The sequence below is a fragment of the Niabella beijingensis genome (assembly GCF_020034665.1).
In the GTDB taxonomy this organism is placed as follows: domain Bacteria; phylum Bacteroidota; class Bacteroidia; order Chitinophagales; family Chitinophagaceae; genus Niabella; species Niabella beijingensis.
The window spans coordinates 872789-893426 of sequence record NZ_JAIQDI010000002.1 but is presented as its reverse complement, the minus strand read 5'-3'; the positions used below and the strand labels follow the sequence as shown (position 1 = coordinate 893426).

At 47.2% G+C, this 20638-nt stretch carries 18 protein-coding genes; 12 read left to right on the top strand and 6 right to left on the bottom strand.

The window, feature by feature from the left end:
* Nucleotides 1–20: 20 nt before the first annotated feature.
* The 7 genes from sufC to K7B07_RS19795 all read left to right on the top strand — a co-directional run bounded on the left by sufC (nucleotide 21) and on the right by K7B07_RS19795 (nucleotide 5178).
* Nucleotides 21–770, top strand: coding sequence for a Fe-S cluster assembly ATPase SufC (sufC, locus tag K7B07_RS19825; RefSeq protein ID WP_223712274.1), 750 nt, complete (start codon nucleotides 21–23; stop codon nucleotides 768–770).
* A gap of 118 nt (nucleotides 771–888) precedes the next feature.
* The gene (sufD, locus tag K7B07_RS19820) at nucleotides 889–2193 is read left to right on the top strand and encodes a Fe-S cluster assembly protein SufD (RefSeq protein WP_223712273.1); all 1305 of its coding nucleotides are present in this window, start codon (nucleotides 889–891) and stop codon (nucleotides 2191–2193) included.
* Between the two features lie 64 nt (nucleotides 2194–2257).
* Nucleotides 2258–3514 carry a cysteine desulfurase gene (locus K7B07_RS19815; protein WP_276225280.1) on the top strand — a complete coding sequence of 419 codons (1257 nt, stop codon included), beginning with the start codon at nucleotides 2258–2260 and terminating at the stop codon, nucleotides 3512–3514.
* Between the two features lie 18 nt (nucleotides 3515–3532).
* Complete coding sequence (locus K7B07_RS19810) at nucleotides 3533–3973, top strand: SufE family protein (RefSeq protein ID WP_223712272.1); 441 nt, start codon at nucleotides 3533–3535, stop codon at nucleotides 3971–3973.
* A 49-nt stretch (nucleotides 3974–4022) separates the two neighbouring features.
* A complete protein-coding gene (locus K7B07_RS19805) occupies nucleotides 4023–4334 on the top strand; it encodes an SUF system Fe-S cluster assembly protein (protein WP_223712271.1) in 312 nt (103 codons plus the stop codon).
* Between the two features lie 31 nt (nucleotides 4335–4365).
* Nucleotides 4366–4833, top strand: a complete 468-nt coding sequence (locus K7B07_RS19800; RefSeq protein ID WP_223712270.1) for an RrF2 family transcriptional regulator — start codon at nucleotides 4366–4368, stop codon at nucleotides 4831–4833.
* Between the two features lie 144 nt (nucleotides 4834–4977).
* Entirely contained in the window at nucleotides 4978–5178 is a 201-nt protein-coding gene (locus K7B07_RS19795; RefSeq protein WP_223712269.1) for a hypothetical protein, read from the top strand.
* Between the two features lie 148 nt (nucleotides 5179–5326).
* Here the strand turns inward: K7B07_RS19795 and K7B07_RS19790 are convergent, their stop codons facing one another.
* The 5 genes from K7B07_RS19790 to K7B07_RS19770 form a co-directional block, all read right to left on the bottom strand.
* Entirely contained in the window at nucleotides 5327–6646 is a 1320-nt protein-coding gene (locus K7B07_RS19790; protein WP_223712268.1) for a hypothetical protein, read from the bottom strand.
* Between the two features lie 106 nt (nucleotides 6647–6752).
* Nucleotides 6753–9377, bottom strand: a complete 2625-nt coding sequence (gene gyrA, locus K7B07_RS19785) for a DNA gyrase subunit A (RefSeq protein ID WP_223712267.1) — start codon at nucleotides 9375–9377, stop codon at nucleotides 6753–6755.
* A gap of 263 nt (nucleotides 9378–9640) precedes the next feature.
* Nucleotides 9641–10894 carry a methionine adenosyltransferase gene (gene metK / locus K7B07_RS19780; protein ID WP_223712266.1) on the bottom strand — a complete coding sequence of 418 codons (1254 nt, stop codon included), beginning with the start codon at nucleotides 10892–10894 and terminating at the stop codon, nucleotides 9641–9643.
* Nucleotides 10895–10981: 87 nt separating this feature from the next.
* A complete protein-coding gene (locus tag K7B07_RS19775; protein ID WP_223712265.1) occupies nucleotides 10982–12538 on the bottom strand; it encodes a DUF4270 domain-containing protein in 1557 nt (518 codons plus the stop codon).
* Between the two features lie 35 nt (nucleotides 12539–12573).
* The gene (locus K7B07_RS19770) at nucleotides 12574–13386 is read right to left on the bottom strand and encodes a glycogen/starch synthase (RefSeq protein ID WP_223712264.1); all 813 of its coding nucleotides are present in this window, start codon (nucleotides 13384–13386) and stop codon (nucleotides 12574–12576) included.
* An 84-nt stretch (nucleotides 13387–13470) separates the two neighbouring features.
* On the opposite strand from K7B07_RS19770, the gene panC reads away from it, so the two are divergent.
* The 3 genes from panC to K7B07_RS19755 all read left to right on the top strand — a co-directional run bounded on the left by panC (nucleotide 13471) and on the right by K7B07_RS19755 (nucleotide 16219).
* Complete coding sequence (gene panC, locus K7B07_RS19765; RefSeq protein WP_223712263.1) at nucleotides 13471–14322, top strand: pantoate--beta-alanine ligase; 852 nt, start codon at nucleotides 13471–13473, stop codon at nucleotides 14320–14322.
* A gap of 200 nt (nucleotides 14323–14522) precedes the next feature.
* Nucleotides 14523–14948 carry an OsmC family protein gene (locus K7B07_RS19760; protein ID WP_223712262.1) on the top strand — a complete coding sequence of 142 codons (426 nt, stop codon included), beginning with the start codon at nucleotides 14523–14525 and terminating at the stop codon, nucleotides 14946–14948.
* 92 nt (nucleotides 14949–15040) lie between these two features.
* On the top strand, nucleotides 15041–16219 hold the full coding sequence (locus tag K7B07_RS19755; protein ID WP_223712261.1) for a trans-sulfuration enzyme family protein: 1179 nt from the start codon (nucleotides 15041–15043) through the stop codon (nucleotides 16217–16219).
* 140 nt (nucleotides 16220–16359) lie between these two features.
* On the opposite strand, the gene holA is transcribed toward K7B07_RS19755, so the two are convergent.
* Nucleotides 16360–17355 (bottom strand): DNA polymerase III subunit delta, encoded by a 996-nt coding sequence (gene holA, locus K7B07_RS19750; RefSeq protein ID WP_223712260.1) that lies wholly within the window; start codon nucleotides 17353–17355, stop codon nucleotides 16360–16362.
* A 193-nt stretch (nucleotides 17356–17548) separates the two neighbouring features.
* On the opposite strand from holA, the gene K7B07_RS19745 reads away from it, so the two are divergent.
* Both K7B07_RS19745 and K7B07_RS19740 read left to right on the top strand, forming a co-directional pair.
* Nucleotides 17549–18547 (top strand): hypothetical protein, encoded by a 999-nt coding sequence (locus K7B07_RS19745; protein WP_223712259.1) that lies wholly within the window; start codon nucleotides 17549–17551, stop codon nucleotides 18545–18547.
* Nucleotides 18548–19593: 1046 nt separating this feature from the next.
* Nucleotides 19594–20445, top strand: a complete 852-nt coding sequence (locus K7B07_RS19740; protein ID WP_223712258.1) for a helix-turn-helix domain-containing protein — start codon at nucleotides 19594–19596, stop codon at nucleotides 20443–20445.
* Nucleotides 20446–20638 lie beyond the last annotated feature (193 nt).

The window sequence follows — 20638 nt, the reverse complement described above, 5'->3', positions numbered from 1 at the left end:
TAAACGTTAAACAAGTTGACATGTTAGAGATAAAAGGCCTGCGCGCAGGCATTGAAGGAAGAGAAATTTTAAAAGGGATTGACCTGAATATTCAACCGGGCGAAGTACATGCCATTATGGGGCCCAATGGTTCCGGGAAAAGTACCCTGGCATCCGTACTCGCAGGGAAAGAAGACTACGAAGTAACCGGAGGTGCTGTAACCTTTGAGGGAAAAGACCTCCTGGAACTGGCTCCGGAAGAAAGAGCCGGTGAAGGCATTTTCCTGAGCTTCCAGTACCCGGTGGAAATACCGGGTCTGAGCACCACTAATTTTATGAAGACCGCCGTCAACGAGGTCAGGAAATACCGCGGACAGGGAGAACTGGATGCCGTTTCCTTCCTCAAAAAAATGAAAGAAAAAATGGCCCTTGTTGAGATCGACCAGTCGATGCTGAGCCGTTCACTCAACGAAGGATTCTCCGGTGGCGAGAAAAAAAGAAATGAGATCTTCCAGATGGCCATGCTGGAACCCCGGCTGGCGATCCTTGATGAGACAGACTCCGGGCTGGATATCGATGCCATCCGCATTGTGGCTAATGGCGTGAACAAGCTCCGCACTCCGAAAAACGGCATCCTCGTAATTACCCACTACCAGCGCCTGCTGGATTATATCGTTCCTGATTTTGTACACGTACTGTATAACGGACGTATCGTAAAGTCGGGCACCAAGGAACTGGCCTACGAACTGGAAGAAAGAGGATACGATTTTATCAAAAGTGAATTAGCATAAATAATGCTGATGCGGAAATCTGGAATTTGAAAATGGGCACGGAGTATTCCTTTATTGATAATTGGATACCATCCGTACATTTTTAAATTCCCAGGTTCTCAAATTCTCAAATTAAACAATGGATACAATAACATATTTTAAAGAGCGTTTTGAACATTTACAGCAGGAGCAACCTGATTCCCGGCTGAAGTCCTTGCGGGACGGGGCTTTTGGCGAGTTTCAGCAAAAAGGGATTCCTACTGTAAAACACGAAGAGTGGAAATACACCAGGATCAACGATTTCTTTAATAAGGATTATCATTTTACAACAGACCTGAAAGAACAGCAGTTCCGCGCTGCTGAGCTTCAGCCGTTCCTGTTGCCGGGTCATGAGAACGCGAACGTGATCATTTTTATCAACGGACATTATCACGCAGAACACTCGGTACTGCGCTCGGAAGAACTGGAGATCATTCCGCTGAACGAAGCGGCACATAACAACTATGCACCTATTGTAGAGAAACACCTGGGGCATAGTGCCGATTACCACCGGGACGGCATCAATGCCCTGAATACCGCCTTCATACAGGAAGGCGTGTTTGTTCACATCCGGAAAGGAAAGACCGTAAATCATCCGGTATATATTTATAACATAACGGATGCACGAAGCGGCAATATCTTCGCACAACCCAGGGCCCTGGTGCATATCGGGGAGAACGCGCAGGTGGAGATCCTCGAAACGTTTGTCACCCTTGGTGCAGACGAAAGTTTTACCAACCAGGTCTTCGAGATCGCGGTGGAAGAAGATGCGGTGCTGAACCTGTACAAGATCCAGAATGATGCGGCCAATTCTACGATTGTAAGCACTACCCATGTGCACCAGGTGGGAAAAAGCGTCACCAACGTGGTGACGATCTCCCTGAGCGGCGGGCTGGTACGCAACAACCTGAATATGGTGATGTCGGCACCTTATTGTGAAGCGAATCTCTCCGGGCTGTACCTCCAGAACGGACAGACACATGTAGACAATCATACCGTGGTGGACAACCGGCAGCCCAACTGTCTGAGCAACGAATTATACAAGGGGATCATGAACGGGCATTCGACCGGTGTATTCAACGGTAAGATATTTGTGCGTCAGATCGCCCAGAAAACCAATGCCTATCAGACAAACAGGAACATCCTGCTGTCTGAAAATGCTTCGGTAAATACAAAACCGCAGCTGGAAATATTTGCAGATGATGTAAAATGCTCCCATGGCTGTACGGTGGGCCGCCTGGACGAAGAGGCACTCTTCTACCTGAAAGCCCGCGGCATCTCCGATGCCACGGCACGTGCTCTTTTATTGCATGGATTTGCACTCGACGTACTGGAAAAAATAGGATCGGAACCCGTACGCAATTATGTAAATGCGCTGGTGACAGCTAACCTGAAGCTGGGCTAAACAGCGCATCCGCCGGGCCCCTGTTATTTTTCCCGCCCGGTAATCACATTAAAAACACAGGGTAATGAGTAATGAAACAATGACAGCAGCTAAAGATAACAAGACACTGGATATCGCAGCCATCCGGGAGGATTTCCCTATCCTCCGGCGGCAGGTAAAAGGGCATCCGCTGGTGTATTTCGACAACGCAGCAACATCACAGAAACCACGTGAGGTCATCGATGCACTGGTCTATTATTACACCCATCTCAATGCCAATGTACATCGCGGTATCCATTCGCTGGCGGAAGAAGCTACAGCTGCTTTTGAAGCCACGCGCGATGCGATCCGTGCTTTTATAAATGCGGCGCACCGCGAAGAGATCATTTATACAAAAGGTACTACCGAAGGGATCAACCTGGTAGCCTATACCTGGGGAAGAAAAAACCTGAAAGCGGGCGATGAAGTGATCATATCCGGCATGGAGCACCATTCCAACATCGTTCCCTGGCAGATCGTTTGTGAAGAGCAAAAAGCTGTTTTAAAAGTGATCCCGGTCAACGACCAGGGAGAGCTGATACTGGATGAATATGCAAAACTGCTTTCTGAAAAAACAAAGATGGTGGCAGTGGTGCATGTTTCCAATGCGCTCGGAACGGTAAATCCTGTAAAGGAGATCATCCGCCAGGCACATGACAAAGGCGCGCTGACACTGATCGACGGAGCCCAGTCCTCCCTGCACCTCGATATCGATGTACAGGACCTGGATTGTGATTTTTTTGTACTGTCCGCACATAAGATGCTGGGACCTACCGGAGCCGGTGCGCTGTATGGTAAAAAAGAGTTGCTGGAAGCCATGCCGGTATTTCTTGGCGGCGGAGAGATGATCAAAGAAGTGACGTTTGAAAAAACGACCTATAATGAACTTCCCTACAAGTTTGAAGCCGGTACACCGAATATCGCTGATTTTGTGGCATTCAAACCTGCGATCGATTATATCAACCGCCTGGGAAAAGCAAACATCCGCAGACATGAAGAAGAATTGCTGGATTATGCAACCTGGAACATAAAAGAGATCCCCGGTGTAAAGATCATCGGAGAAGCACGGGAGAAAGCCAGCGTGCTGTCATTTGTGATTGACGGTGTACACCCGCAGGATGTTGGGATTTTATTGGACAACAAAGGGATCGCAGTGCGTACCGGACATCACTGTGCCGAACCGCTGATGAACCGTTTTTGTATACCCGGGACGATCCGCGCTTCGTTTGCCGTTTACAATACAACCGAAGAGATCGACCGGCTGATGGATGGATTAAAAAAAGCCATCAAATTATTAGCTTAACTGATAACCGTGTATTAGATGAGTGAAACAAGACCCATATCTGAAATCGAAGAAGAAATTATAGAAGAGTTCGCGCTCTTTGATTCCTGGGATGATAAGTACGAATACATTATCGACCTTGGGAAAAAATTGCAGCCGCTGGATGCTGTTCATAAAAAAGACGCGAATAAAGTAAAAGGGTGCCAGTCTACCGTATGGCTGGTAGCCGATTATAAGAACGGCAAAGTGACCTACCAGGCGGAAAGTGATGCAGTTATCGTAAAGGGGCTGATCAGCATGCTGATCCGTGTTCTTTCCGGTCACACGCCGGATGAGATACTGGACGCCGACATGGACTTTATCAATAAGATCGGCATGACCAGTCACCTGGCTCAAACCCGCTCCAACGGCCTGCGGGCAATGGTAAAACAGATGAAGCACTATGCCCTGGCGTTTAAAAGTTTAAAGTTCGATGTTTAAAATCCAATGGTGAAGATGAAGCTTCAACTATTAAACCTCAAACAAAAATATGGAACCCGATACAATTGAAGAAAAAGTAATTAAGGAGCTCCAAACAGTGTTTGATCCCGAGCTGCCGGTCAATATTTACGAGCTGGGCCTGATCTATAAGATCGAAGTACTGGAAAATAATTATGTGAAAGTACTGATGACACTTACAGCGCCCTCCTGCCCTGCGGCCCAGACATTGCCCGTGGAAGTAGATCAAAAGATCCGCTCCATAGATGGTGTAAGCGATGTGGAGGTTACCATAACCTGGGACCCGGCCTGGGATAAGAGCATGATGAGCGAAGCCGCCCAGCTGGAACTCGGCTTTTTATAAACAAACAGAAAATCCTGAACAATACAGTATAATGAAAATTACCGCACAGGAAGAATATGGTTTAAGAATCCTGATCCGCCTGGCCTCCTGCAAGGATGAGGAAGGATTAAGTATACCACAGCTCAGCGAAGCTGAGGGCCTCACCACCCATTATGCCGCCAAGATCGCGCGTACCCTTCGTATGGCAAACTTTATCCGCAGTACCCCGGGCAATAAGGGCGGATATATCCTGGCCCGCCCGGCCGGCGAAGTGGTTATTAAGGAGGTGCTGGAAGCCCTGGGTGGGGTACTTTTTGATACCAGCTTTTGTGGTGCGCACAAGGGAAATATGCGTTTTTGTACCAATTCCGTCGATTGCTCAGCCCGGTCGCTGTGGCAGATATTGCAGCTGACCATCGATAAACTGCTGGTGCAGATCACCCTGAGCGACCTGATTGCAAAAGAAGAAGAATCCGCAGTAAAATTCAATACGCTTGTCCGTCAGAACCCTGTTTTATGATTTTTTAAATATTTTTTCAATAATAATAAATAAAATATTTATAATCAAACAATTGAATGAATTTTATTTTTTCATGAATACGGTTACCTTTTTAAAATTCCGGTATTAATACCAAATTATAATTTTAAATTAAAAAAACAAACAATGAAAAAATTATTTGCAATTGCTTTGATCGCGGTTTCTTTTGCAGCTTGTAACAGCTCTGAAACAAAAACTGAAGAAACTACAACGGCTCCTGATACAGCAACAGTAACTCCGGCTCCGACTCCTGACACAGCAACTGTTCCTCCTGCAGTAGACACAGCATCTAAAACACCTGCAGTTGATACTGCAACTAAGAAATAATTTAGTTATTCTTTTTTAGCAAAAAGGTTATTAATAACGCCGTCCCGATTTGATCGGGACGGTTTTTTTATTTACAATCCTGGGGGAATCTATATAATAAAAAAGCGGCTGAAAATTCAGCCGCTTTTGAAAAGACCCTCTTTATTAATTATTTCAGGCTTTTGTAAAGTGTATCGTATTTTTTCTCCAGGGCGCTGTATTTTGTTTTATTGGCACCTGTAGCATCCTGCCCAACAAAGAAATAATATTGGGCCAGGTTTCCGGAAATTACGCGGTACTGGCGTTTCTGCACGTTATCCAGCTGTCCGACCTTGCCCAGCATATCCGCAGCTTTTTCAAAATTTTCCGCAGCCAGGGCGTATTCCGCTACATAGGCCTTTTTGGCATCTGCATATTTTTGCTTGTCGGCTGCTGTAGCTTTCGCACCTTTATTGTCCATTTCCTTCTCAGCATTCCGCATTCCTTCTTCCAGTAAGCTTGCCTTCGACATAAAATGATCGCCCATTAATAAGGTCGGCTGCAGCTCATTCGGGTTGATGGAACCCGCCTTCTTTAAGGCATTCAGCATCTTTGTTTCCAGTTCTGCTGCATTTGCAGGCTGAGCCTCGCCTTCTTTCGGGCGGTTCAGCTTTTCAAAAATTGCTTCTCCCAGTGCCAGGTTGGCCTTATAATCTTCCGGAGAAGCCGCAACGATCTTTTCCAGGTTGGCTACCTTTTCTTCAAAGCTGTTGCTGCCGCCGATCGCAAAATCCAGTTTATTATAGTTGAAGAATTCGCTTTGCGGGTAAAGTTCTTTTCCCAGCTTGCGGTACTTTTCGAAATTTGCATCATCATTTTTACCGGCGTAATAGCGTACCAGGCTTTGATACACCTGCTCATAATTCTGACCGGTGATCTTCAGGTCCGCCAGGCGGGTATTGTATTTCACTGCTTCATCCACATGCTTATTGGTTTCTGCAAGCACACCCGCGTAATAATTGGCATTGGTATCAATAGGACCGGGCAGGTTGATCTTTTTCTCGATCAGGAGGTCCGACAGGTCCACTACATTCTTAAATTTTGCATAGGCTGCTTCATAATTCTTGGCATTGATATCTGCCACCCCGCTGTTAAAGTACGCAGCATACAGCTGGAAGGGCGTGTTTTTGTATACGGGGTCTTCCAGCAACTTCATGGTCGGGTCCTGCTCTTTAAACTTATTGAAGGCGGCGAACCCCTCATCCCGGTTCTTTTCGGCTTCCGCAACTTTTGAAGTATCTACTGCATTGTTAGCCAGAAGTGTGGATTGTATAAGATACCCTTCCGGCTTGGTATAAAACTTTTCATTGGTCGACTCTTTGTCAAAAGCTTTCTGGGCATCCGCTATTTTACCAATCGCCAATGAGGTCTTGATCGCTTCGTATTTTTGGGCATGTGCTGCTGTTCCCAACAGTACAATAGAAGCAAAAAGCGTAATTTTCTTCATCATATTCTTTTTTAAGTTTTTTTTGAGGTTCTGAATGGTTAAAAATGCTACCGTTCTTTGTAAACAATAAACACGGCAATTTTCGTTCCGAAATGATAACGCGGCACCATTAATTTTCTGATGGCGCTTCCCCATTATTTTTTTCTTCCTCCGGTGGTGCAGGCAAATCGTCCCCTGAAGTTACATCTTTTTCCGCGATCTGCTCACCGTTCGCTTCAGCAGCAGGGTCTCCCTCCTCGTCATTTCCTTCCGTAATTTCCTGCTCATCCACCTGACTGATGGCCGCGATCTGGTCGTCTTCCTCCAGACGGATCAGTTTAACCCCCTGGGTAGCCCTTCCCAGCTCGCTGATATCGCGTACCCGCATCCGGATGGTAATACCGCTTTTACAGGTGATCAGCAGATCCTGTGTCTCATCCACATCCAGCAAGCCTACCAGCGATCCTGTCTTCTCTGTTACATTAATGGTTTTAACCCCCTTGCCGCCGCGATTGGTAAAGCGGTATTCATCCACCTTGGTACGTTTTCCATAACCGTTTTCGCTTACTACCAGTACCGATTTGGGGTTTTCCGCCTCCAGGCAGATCATTCCCACCACTTCGTCGTTTTCATCATCTACTTCAATACCGGCCACACCGATAGCACCCCGCCCGGTAGCACGCACTTTCTCTTCCGAAAAACGGATGGCACGACCGCTTTTTACAGCCATCATGATCTCCGACTTTCCGTTGGTGAGACGGGCCTCCAGCAGGCGATCTCCTTCATTGATGGTAATGGCATTTACACCGGTCTGGCGCGGACGGCTGAAATCTTCAAGCGCCGTTTTCTTAATGATCCCTTTCTGTGTACACAGAACAATATTATGCGCATTTATAAATTCCTCGTTCTTGAGGTCCTTTACATCTATGATCGCCCGGATCTTGTCATCCGGAGGCAACTGCATCAGGTTCTGGATCGCACGCCCTTTCCCTGTTTTTTCTCCTTCGGGGATCTCATATACATTCAGCCAGTAGCACCTTCCCTTCTCCGTAAAGAACAGCAGGGTATGATGCGTGGATGCTACAAACAGGTGCTCGATAAAGTCCTCATCCCGGGTCTTTCCGCCCATTACGCCTCTTCCGCCCCGGCGCTGTGCCCGGAACTCATCTACAGGAGTCCGTTTGATATATCCCAGATGCGAGATCGTGATAACCACATCTTCTTCCTTTATAAGGTCTTTTATAGACACCTCGTCGTTCAGATAGGTGATCTCCGTTTTACGGGCATCCCCATACTTTTCTTTTATTTCAAGCAGTTCGGTAGTGATAATACTGTAACGGAGCGGTTCGTTTGCGAGTATATCCTTCAGATGTGTGATCAGCTTCATCAGCTCATCGTATTCCTCTTTGATCTTCTCCCGTTCCATTCCTGTAAGCCGCTGCAAACGCAGTTCCAGTATGGCCTTGGCCTGGATCTCGTCGATACCCCAACCCGCGTTGATCAGGTTGTCCTTGGCCACTTCCGGTGTGGGTGAATTCCGGATCAGGCGGATCACTTCATCCAGGTGGTCCAGCGCGATCAGGTACCCCTGTAAGATATGTGCCCGTTTTTCGGCCTCCTTCAGCTCAAATTTGGTACGCCGTACCACCACTTCATGACGGAAGGCCACAAACTCACTGATCAGGTCTTTCAGGTTCAGGATCTTTGGCCGGCCGTGCGCAATAGCTACGTTATTGATACCGTAGGAAGTTTGCAGGTCGGTATTTTTATACAGTTGGTTGATCACCACATTGGCGATCGCATCCCGCTTCAGATCAACAACGATCCGGGTCCCTTCTTTTTTATTGGATTCATTGTTCACATGAGCAATACCGTCGATGATCTTATTGTTCACCAGGTCACCAATGCGACTGGTAAGCGCATCACGGTTTACCTGATACGGAACTTCTGAGATCACCAGTTGTTCACGGCCGCTGGGCTTGGTATCTACACGTACTTTTCCCCGCAGTACCACCCTTCCCCGGCCGGTATGCATCCCTGCTTTAATCCCTTCCATGCCATAGATGATGCCGCCGGTCGGAAAATCCGGAGCCTTTACATGCTGCATCAGTTCATCAATGGTAATTTCCCTGTTTTCGATATAAGCAATACAGCCATCAATCACCTCGGAAAGATTGTGCGGCATCACGTTAGTGGCCATCCCAACGGCAATACCGCTGGAGCCGTTTACCAGCAATTGCGGGATCCGCGTAGGCAGCACAACAGGCTCCTCCCTGGAGTCATCATAGTTGGGCTGAAAGTCGACCGTTTCCTTTTCAATATCATCCAGCATGTGCTCGGCAATGCTTTCCAGTTTTACCTCGGTATAACGCATCGCCGCCGGACCATCACCATCCTGTGTACCAAAGTTACCCTGTCCGTTTACCATTGTATAGCGCATGCTCCATTCCTGTGCCATACGCACCATTGCATCATACACGGAACTGTCACCATGCGGGTGGTACTTACCCAGTACTTCCCCCACCACCAATGCCGATTTTCTGTGAGGCCGGTTGGATCTCAGGTTCAGCTCATTCATTGCGTACAGGATGCGCCGGTGTACCGGCTTCAAACCATCTCTTACATCCGGTAAGGCACGGCCCACGATCACCGACATCGAATAATCGATATAGGCCGTTTTCATTTGCTCTTCGATATTTACGGGGATAATGCGGTTGCTGTCCTGTGTCGCTTGCGGGTCTAAATTTTCTTCCATCTAATAGATTCTAAATCATTCTGAATAATGCAAAATGCACTATATGCAAATTTAACTTTTCCCCTCCGTATTTACGACTCCTGACCCCTGTTTTTTAGGAGAGTTTTCCACTATTTTCCGGGTTGATACGTGTATAAAAAAACGGATGCGCAACACCTCAAATGTTCAATGATCTGCAGGTGAAAAACAGGGTGTTCCGGAAGGGCAGGCATTAAAAAAGCTGCCTGGTATACAGACAGCTTTTTTAATGCATTGTTCCTGCTTTATTTCAGGCCAAAGGCTTTTTTTACTTTGGGTACATAGTCCAGTTTTTCCCAGGTAAAAAGCTCCACTTTTTTGGTCACTTTCTTCCCGTCCGGGGCAACAAAAACTTTTTCCACCACCTGGTTCTCTCTTCCCATATGCCCGTAGGCGGCTGTTTCGCTGTAGATGGGATTTCTCAGCTTTAAGCGCTGCTCGATAAAATAAGGCCGCATGTCAAAAAGCTTTTCCACGGCCTGGCTGATCTGACCATCGGTAAGATCCACTTTTGCTGTGCCATAGGTATTCACATTGATGCTGGTGGGCTGGGCCACACCGATAGCATAGGAAACCTGAACCAGTACCTCATCACACAATCCGGCTGCTACCAGGTTTTTTGCGATATGACGGGTGGCATATGCTGCCGAGCGGTCTACCTTGCTGGGGTCCTTTCCGCTGAATGCGCCCCCGCCATGCGCACCTTTACCGCCATAGGTATCCACGATGATCTTACGCCCGGTAAGACCGGTATCTCCATGCGGACCACCGATCACAAAATTACCGGTGGGATTGATATGATATTTGATCTTATTATTAAACAGGTGCTTGTACTGGGGGTATTTCTTGATCACACGGGGGATCAGGATCTCTTTCATATCCTTTGCGATCCGGGCCTGCATCTTCGCTTCTGTATCAAAATCATCATGCTGGGTGGAAATAACGATCGCATCAATACGAACGGGTTTGTTGTTATCATCGTATTCCAGTGTTACCTGGCTTTTAGAGTCCGGACGCAGATACTGTACCTTTTTATTCTCGCGACGGAGGGCCGCCAGTTCGATCAGCAATGTATGCGCCAGGTCCAGCGCCAGCGGCATGTAATTGGCGGTCTCATTGGTAGCATACCCAAACATCATCCCCTGATCTCCGGCTCCCTGGTCTTCCTTTTTTTTACGTTCCACTCCCTGGTTAATATCGGAGGATTGTTCATGAATGGCGGATAACACGCCACAGGAGCGGGCTTCAAACATGTATTCACTCTTGGTATACCCGATCTTGCTCACTACCCCACGGGCGATCTCCTGTACATCCAGGTATGCTTTGGATTTTACTTCTCCCGCCAGAACCACCTGTCCTGTTGTTACAAGGGTTTCACAGGCTACCTTCGACTGCGGATCAAATGCGAGAAAATTATCAATGAGTGCATCAGAAATCTGGTCTGCTACTTTATCCGGGTGTCCCTCAGAAACACTTTCAGAAGTAAATAAATAAGGCATAAACGATTTGGGTTATTAAGAAATAATTAAAATTTACGGGTGCAAATATAGCACCCGTTCGTATTTAAATAAAATATAAACTGCCGATCAGGGCTTTGAGTAAACAATCCGCAGTTTCATCTTTTGAGAAGAATTATTCCCTCCTGCGATCCTGGCCCGGCCTACGCCTGCCAGTCCGAAAAAGGTGCTCGACTGCGGAACACGGAACAGACTGGTTCCGGTTATAGCATCCCGGTCGCCCAGCGGAAGCCATACTCCTGCCGGAGCATACAACCTGAAGTTGTATAAAGGCACCACTTTGTTTACCGTCTTGCCATCCCACCCGATATTTTCCAGGCTTTGTACATAGCTGGTAAGGTTAAAACGCCATTGGCGAACGATATTCTGGGACGGATCCTTTTTAAAGTAATAGGTCTGGTCGGTATTTGCATTGTTCACACTATAAAAACTGGGGAAGTTGGTGATCGCATACCCTCCGGAATAAGTGATCCCGAATACATAGGGAACCATTTTAAACTGCTTGGTGGCGGTGTCCATCACATCCAGGAATACGTTACGCGGAGCACCAAACATGGAGTCGGATACATCATAAACCGATTCCATCTGCAATTCCGCTAAATGAATAACGGACCGGGGGAAGGTGGCCAGCCCCGGTATCTTTAAGGTAGCAAAGGTTCCGGGGGTATTATCAATGTAAACGAATGCATCCTCTGTTTCATCCCCGCTTGTAGTTTGGATTTCAGTGCCGTTGTAATCTCTTACAATATTGTTTGCACTGGCATTCGCATTTCCCACGGTCGTCTGCGAAACAAAATTAAAAATGCTGGTGGAAGTGTCGATATCGCCGGCAGTGGTCTTGTTCTCGTAGCGATAATAGACCTGCAGCTGTGCATTGTTCAATGTAAGTCCCAGCAACCCGTTACCGGCGCCGGCCGATTCCAGTGCAAAACCTTTGAACCGGGTGCGGAATACCGAATCAGTCGAATACCCGTCATTGGCCCCTGTAGAGTCGTATTCCATCAGACGCTGTCCAAAAGCCGCATCCAGCCTGATCCGCAGCTGGTGGGCCACTTTCAGGGTATCCGGTGTTCCGTTCTGAAAATCAATCACGGATATCGAGTCGCTCAACGTACGCGGAACCAGGGTTTTAGACCCCAGCAGCCCCGTCGTGGTAAGATTTTTTGAAAGCAGGTAAGATGTATCTCCTTTAAAGTCGTTCGATTGTTCGATCTCTGAAACATTGATGGTCTGGGCCGTGAGGGTGTCCCCGTAGTTAAAGGCATGGTTGATCACCAGCACCACAGAATCCAGTGTCAGTTTTGATGGCACATTCTTAAAGGGGGTCTTCGTTCCAGGGCTCACCTGAAAATAAAGCCTGGCATTGGTCTTTCCGAAAATAGGATCACTATTGATCACACCCAGCAGCTGCGGGTAGGTAAAGCCGGAGCGGAAACTGTCGTTTGCTGCTGTGAACATACCGTTGTACGCATGCACTTCAAGCGTGGTATCAAATGTATGGATATTGTCCACTTCGGGGATCAGCCCCTGCCCCAATTCTGTAGCCATGTTGATCTTACTGCAGGAAACAATAAATCCGATGGCCAGGACCAGAAAACAGCATGCAAGAAAATGCCTTTTTTTCACAAAAAATATTGAATTTAATAAGCGTGATAGATTCATTAGCTCGCAAGATCGTGATAGAGTTGTAAATACTCTGTTAAATCAGAATCTTCCTTGAACAATAAGGTCTTTTTACCCCGCACTTTCGAGAATTCCGTCACCAGCTTTTTGTCCACATCCGGAGAGCCGAAAGTGATGGCATCCGAAAATGTGGCTCCGCCTCTCATGAGTGCTGTATTGGTGCCGTCCTTGTAAACCTCCAGGTCCTTTTCCTTCAGTGACGGGTGGATGAGCGCCTTTTGTATAAAGCCTTTGCCCAGCTTTTCTTTAAAAGTGGTCTCCCCTATTGTATACACGATTTTGCTGTGGGCAAAAACAGGTTCTTTTTTATAAACGGTCTTCAGATAGGCCGGGATCAGCCCGGTCATCCAGCCGCTGCAATGAATGATATCAGGCGACCAGCCGAATTTCTTTACGGTTTCCAGGGCACCTTTACAATAAAACACCGTCCTCAGGTCATTGTCCTCAAACCACTGGTCGTTTTCATCATGGAAAAGCGTTTTCCGTTTGAATAATTCTTCGTTTTCCAGAAAATATACCTGTAAACGTGCACTGGGAAGCGATGCCACCTTTATCTGCAAAGGCATATCATCATTATCCACAGTAACATTGATACCGGAAAGCCGTACCACTTCATGCAGACGGTGCCGGCGTTCATTAATACTGCCAAAACGGGGCATGATGCAACGGACTTCAAAAGAATTATCGTTGGCCTTTATCGCAAGTTTGTTAACTGTTTCAGAGAATTCTGTCAATTCAAGATAGGGTGACATTTCATTGGCTATAAATAAAATTCTTTTCTTTGTTGACATGTTTTACAAACTTTAAAGGGTGCAAAGGTACATTATTATGCGGAAACAGGCCTATAAATTGGTGCGAATATTCTATTTTGCACTATGATATTGTTTAAAAAGAAGCGTGATATTCAGGAGTTTATTGCCGGTTATCACCAGAAAAATCAGCAGGTTGGCTTTGTGCCCACCATGGGTGCTTTGCACCAGGGACACCTCCAGCTGCTGCAGGCAGCACGCCGGCATTCAGACCTCACGGTCTGCAGCATCTTTGTCAATCCCACACAGTTTAATGATAAAAAAGACCTCGAAAAATATCCCCGCACCATTGAAAAAGACCTGGAGCTGCTGGAGCACCAGGGATGTGATGTGGTCTTTTACCCGGAGGTGGAGGAGATCTATCCCGAAGGGACGGGACAGGGTTCCCCTTATGATCTTGGAGAACTGGAATTCATCCTGGAAGGCCGGTACCGCCCCGGGCATTTCCAGGGAGTGGCGGATGTGGTCAGCCGTTTGTTTGATTGCGTCCGTCCGGATCAGGTTTTTTTCGGACAAAAGGACCTGCAGCAATGCAGCGTTATTGCACACCTGATCGCAACAACTCCCGACTTCCGTCATATCCGGATGCACCAGGTGCCTACCCTCCGGGAGGCCAGCGGACTGGCAATGAGCAGCCGCAATGCCCGGTTAACGCCGGAGCAACTGCAAGCGGCCCCCGCCATTTATCATACCCTGTTGCATCTTAAAGAACATCTGGTGCCGGGTGACCTCACCGGATTGTTGCAACAGGCTGCGGAACGCCTGGCACATGCGGGTTTCAGGACCGACTATGTTACGATCGCTGAAACAGATACGCTTAAAGAATGCACCCGGTGGGACGGGCAAACGCCTGTATCCGGATTAATTGCTGCCTATCTCGGGGAAGTACGACTGATCGATAATATGCCGCTGAACTGAGCTGTCAGCCATCAGCAGGCAACTTTTCACGCGATTTCATCTTGAGAATTGAGATTTGAGCATTCAGCCGTCAGCAGAAACCTTTTCACTATTCACTTTTCACCATTCCCTCAAAACAATCAAACATTCGTAAGCATGCCCTTTCAGAATTAGGTCAGCTGGTAAATTTCGGATAATTTTGCCGCTTAAACAGAGAGAACATGGCGAAAGTTGTATTAAAAAGAGTGAAGGGCGATTATGGTTTTGATACCGTTAATGAGAATGGAACTGTTATTAAGCTGGACTCCAATCCTGAAATGGGCGGAACCGAGTACGGTGCGCGCCCCATGCAGGTTTTGCTAAATGCCCTGGCCGGCTGTGCAAGCATTGATGTGATCAGTATACTGAAGAAGCAGCGCCAGGAGATCAAAAACTATACGGTAACCGTAACCGGTGAAAGAGAAGCAGGTGTGGAGCCTTCGTTGTGGAAGGATATTGAGCTGGTGTTTGAAATAACCGGTAATGTGGATGAAGGCAAGGCGCAGCGGGCAGTTGAAATCTCCATGAATAAATACTGTTCCGTTGCAATAACCCTTACCAGGGCCGGTGCAGCCATTCATACAAAAGTGATCATTCACAACGCATAATTTTTTTACATTTCTTAGTTTTGCAATCCCGTTCACACCTCCCCTTCTGACCGGGCAGGGAGCAACAGGCTTTATATTTTAGAATCCGATTCATGAGCAACAGAAAATTACATCCGTCCACCCTGGCGGTACGCGCACAAATGGAGCGCAGTCAGCAAATGGAACATTCCGCACCACTGTACCTTACCAGCAGCTTTGCTTTTAACACAGCAGAAGATATGCGGGCGGCCTTTGCCGACGAAACCGATGCCAATATCTATAGCCGCTACAGTAATCCCAATGTGGATGAGTTTGCCGGCAAGATGGCATTGCTGGAAAAAGCAGAAGCGGGGTTTGCCGTAGCAAGTGGTATGGCGGCCGTGTCGATGTCGTTTTTTGCCTTGCTGAAATCGGGAGATCACCTGCTTTGCTGCCGCTCGATGTTTGGCGGTACCAATACCGTTGTTACAAAATTCCTGTCGCGTTTTGGCATCGAATACACACTTGTTCCGGCCAACGATATAGCAGCCTGGGAAGCCGCTATACGTCCGAATACAAAGATGATCTATCTCGAAACACCTACCAATCCCCAGCTGGAGCTGATAGACCTGGAAGCCGTGGGCCAACTGGCACGCAGGCACGGCATCATTTACAGCGTGGATAACTGTTTTGCCACCCCCGTATTGCAGACCCCGGTCGACTTTGGAGCCGACCTCGTGATCCATTCCGCCACCAAATGGCTGGATGGCCAGGGACGCGTACTTGGAGGTGTGGTAGTAGGCAAAAAAGAGCTCATCCAGGATATTTACCTTTTCTGTCGCAATATGGGGCCGGCGCTGTCGCCCTTTAATGCCTGGGTACTTTCCAAAAGCCTGGAAACCCTTGAAGTGCGCATTCAGCGGCATTGTGAAAATGCACTGGCTGTTGCCAGCCATTTTGAGAACCATCCCAAACTGAAATGGGTCAAATACCCTTTCCTGCCTTCACATCCGCAATATGAGATCGCCAAAAAACAGATGACGGCCGGCGGTGGCATTGTTTGTTTTGAACTGAGCGGAGGACTGGAAAGCGGACGCAAATTCATGGACGCGCTTGAAATACTGTCGCTGACACCGAATCTGGGAGATGCCCGGAGCATTGCCTCGCATCCCGCCAGCACCACGCATTCCAAGGTTCCCCCGGAAGATCAGCTGGCCGTGGGCATTACCCCGGGATTAATAAGGATCTCAGTAGGACTTGAGCATGTGGACGATATTATTTATGATATTGAACAGGCACTGGAGAAAGCGTAAGACGAACTGAAATTGAGAATCGAGACCCGAGATTTCGGCAATCAGCTGTCAGCGTTCAGCCGTTAGCTGAGACCTTTTGCTACTCACTTTTTACCTGATCGGATCCTGAGAACTGGAATTGAGAATTCAGCGATCAGCACCTACATCATTATCTTCACCACCATCTCTTTTAACAGTGCTGCATCGTCGATCCTGGATGCATTGATCCCTATACTTTTCAGATTGTATTGATGCAGCAGCAGCAGGATCCTTTCCACACCTTCATAGCCATAGGTCTTTGAGGCCTGTGCATATCCCTTAAAAAAGAAGCTGTTCACACCAATTTGTTTTGCGATGGCATCATCCGCCCCGGAGGCGCCGAAGATCATAAAAACCTTGCTGAAGAAGGAATACAGGGAAGGCAATATCAGCTGGATGGGTGCCGCTTTGGGATTATCCCCAAAATACTGGATCACGCGTACGGCCCTCGCAAGATCCCGGGCGGCTATGGCCGTCTGCAGCTCAAAGATGTTAAAATCCTTACTGATCCCTACAAAGTTCTCTACGTCTTCTTCTGTAATAGCGGTGCGTGTTTTTAGGTTGATCAGTATCTTCTGGATCTCGTTCTCGATCCTTGCCAGATCATTTCCAATATGATCCACCAGCAGCATGGTGGCTTTGGGCGAAATCGTGTAGCCCAGTTTTGTTACATAGCTGTTCACCCATTCGGGCAGGGCACTGTCGTATATTTTTTTTGTGGTCAGGAACTCGGAGCGTTCCTTTACCAGTTTTGCAAACTTTGTACGGGCGTCCAGCTTTTTTTCCTTATAGGCCACGATAAAGATCGTTGAAGTGAGGGGCTGGTTAAAATAAGCTTCCAGTTTCTCAATCTCCTTCAGCTGTTGTGCTTCCTTAAGGATCACCACCTGTTTATCAGAGAACATCGGGTACTTTCTGCAGGCATTTACAATGTCCGCCCATGCAGCGTCCCGTCCGTAAAATATCGCCAGGTTAAAAGAGGCCTCGCTTTCAGTCAGTATATGCTGTTCTGCATAACCTACCAGCTGGTCGATGTAATAGTCCTCCTCCCCTTCCAGCCAATAAATTGGTTTATATGTTTTTTTCTTCCACTCCCCGATAATTTTTTCCACGCTCATAATCCGCAAGATAGGATTTTTAACAATTTGTAAATATTATATAAATACGCATATGTCCCGGGCAAAAAAGTCGTTTGGCATAATTTGTGTTTAGATTCGTAATTGATACGAAACACATACCTATATTTTTTATATATAAGTGCCGATAAAATTTGATTCATACACTAAAAAAACTATTTAAATTTTGATGATTATGGCAAATACGAATTACCCTTCCGCTTCTTCTCAAACAACTGGTTCCCCTTCACGCAACCCGAATAATAACACAGGCAGGAATGTGTTGATCGGCTTATTGGTTGCCGCACTGCTGGGCACCTGGGGATATATCCTCTGGAGCAAAAATGCGCCCGGCGGATCAGGCACTGCAGAACCCAGCAACACAGAGGTTGCCACTGCAATGTCGGAATCTGATTCCTTAAGACAAATGTTCAACCTTGCTGAAATGCGCCTGGATTCCATTACAGGGGCCAATAACAGTCTGCAGGGTGAAAAGACCGCATTACAGAAAGAAATTGATGACCGTAAATCTGAAATCAGCCGGATCCTCAATGACAAGAAAGCTACCGCTTCTGATCTTCAGAGAGCGCGCCACCTGATCGGTGAATTAAATGGTCAGATCGGTCGCCTGGAATCACAGGTAGCACAGCTGAAAGGAGAAAATATGGAGCTTACAGCAAAGAATACCCATCTTACAGCAGAGAAGGATATTCTCAGCCAGAACCTGGACACCAGATCCAAGGAAAATGATGAGCTCGCCAGCACCGTAGACGTTGGAAGTACGCTCTCTGCATCTGGCATGTCCATCACTCCTCTGAAAGAAAAGAAAAACGGAAAGGAAAAACAAACGGCTTTTGCACGCCGGGTAGATATGCTGCGGGTAGCCTTTAATGTGGAAAACAGGATCACTACTTCCGGACCCGCTGATCTTTATGTAGTGGTAACCGATCCCAAGGGCCAGGTAGTTCAGAACACACAGCTGTCTTCCGGCTCCATGACCACCCGTCAGGATGGTGACCGTAATTTCACCGCCAAAGTACCGGTTGAGTACGAGCAGGGAACACGCAAGGGTGTATCTTTCCCGATCCGCAACCCTGATGGATTTACGCATGGCGACTATAAAATTGAAGTATACCATAACGGATTTAAAATCGGCGAAGGTATCCGCAATCTAAGAAAAGGAATATTCGGATAGTCCGTTCTCTTAAAAGTCAAGTTAAAATTGTCAAAAGCTGTTCATTAAATGAACAGCTTTTGTTTTATCCGCCTGTGCTGTTTACGTCCGGTTAATCCCGCAATCCAGACAGGATACTGCTTCCCCCTGCCTCCGGTATGGTACAAATCATTAAAAGTGTTAGGTTATTTCTAATTATCATTTCCCGGTCTAAAATATACATTCATAAAGCGGTTAGTTTTGTCTGCCAGTAGCAGCAGGGACGCAGGCAGGCAACCTGCATAAGGCGGGTGGTCGCTCCGCAACCGGGATTTCTCCCTTCCAATGCGAAATGGTTAATTTTTAAACGATTAAGCTATGGGAAGGGACCAGGGCAGACCACCGCAGCTCCGCTCCGTTACCGGTCATCGGGAAGCTCCGGCAGGCTTCGTTTCTGTTGCGGTTTCCCCGGCCTTGCGGACGCTTATACTGTTAAACGGCGAGCCTGTTTTTTAGTAAGCTTTGGCACGATAATAGCAAAGCTTAGTGTAGGACAACTGGTTGTAAATTGGAGCACGGTTACACAAACGAACAACGACCATTTTGATAGTAAGTTTTAAAAGATGGAACGTATTTGTAAATACAGATACTGTGCAACCAAAGGCTGAAACGGAAATTCCGACGGCACACTAAACTGCAGTTTTAGTAAAATGCAGACAGCATTGCTTTGCTGGTTGGTTTTTCCCTGTTAGCCGCTGTTATTGGGTATTCATTTTTAATCACCGTATCAGGCTGCTGCCGGCATTCCCTTTTATCTGGACCTGGACACTTCTTTGTGTTCTGCCAGTAATGAAATGCCGGGGCTACGGGGCCAATCAATTGGCAGGCCATTCATTCAGCATTGTACAGATCGGGATCAGACGTAAACGACGTGATCAGAGACCGTATGGGCTGTTTAGGGATAATTGTGCCTGGCAAAGCATTAAAATTGGAGCGGTTCACCAGACAACAACCATTTTTATCGCAAGCAATTTTAAATCTATCGGGTACCTCCGAGGTAGCCCGAAATAGAAAACGCGTCAAAAAATATGAAATCCAAAGGTCTGTACCCCAAACTGGAATTGAATACGTTTCAGGAAACCCCTGAAATGAAGGATAGTGTTATTTATCACCGGTTTGACGGGGCAAGCAGCATCGAAAAACCGCATTCCCACGATTTTTTTGTACTCCTGCTTTTTGAAAAAGGCAGCGGCATTCATTCCATCGATTTTATTGATCATAAAGTAAACAGTTCGCAGATCCATATTCTTTTCCCGGGGCAGATCCATAAATGGGATCTGGGAACGGAAACGCTTGGTCATAAGCTGATCATCGGAAAACACCTGTTCGAACGGGCCGCCGCATCCGTTTCCTTTTCAGTTGCCCGGTACAACCAGCATTCAGTCATCAACCTGGAGCCGGAGGTATTCCGGAAAGTGGTGGCAGAATTCCTGCTGATCCAGAAAGAGCTTGGTGCCCAACCGGTCTTCTGGGATGTGATCAGCCTCCGGTGCAGCCTGATCGCCACGATGGTCCATCACCAGGCAGAACGGGTTTTTGAAGATATGATCCAGTTGCGCAATAACCCGGTGCTGTATCATTTTCACAATCTTGTAGAACAGCATTTCAGGGAACACAAATCGGTCTCTTTTTATGCCGAACAATTAAACGTGACCCCCAATTATCTGTCCATCCTCTGTAAGAAAAAATTCAGGATGCCGGCAATCGCGCTGATCCAGCAGCGGGTCATCCTGGAAGCAAAAAAGCTCATTCATGCCTCCGATATATCAGTTAAAGAGATCGCTTTTGAGCTGGGATTCCGCGAACTGGCACATTTCTCGTTCTTTTTCAAATCAAAAACCGGGCTGTCGCCGCGGCAATACCAGAACCAGCTGCAATAACAACTCCACTGCCGGCCTGAAGAGGTCTTGTTCTTCCATTTTTCAGCGTCTGTTCCCAAAAACTGCTCCGGGAAATGTCTTTACCAGAATGGTATGAAAACAAAAAAGTCCCAAAAGGGACTTCTTTTCCATCTACCTCTTAACTTAAATGGAGGGTTTTCCTGGTTAGTATTTGTGTTTGTGATGTGCGTAA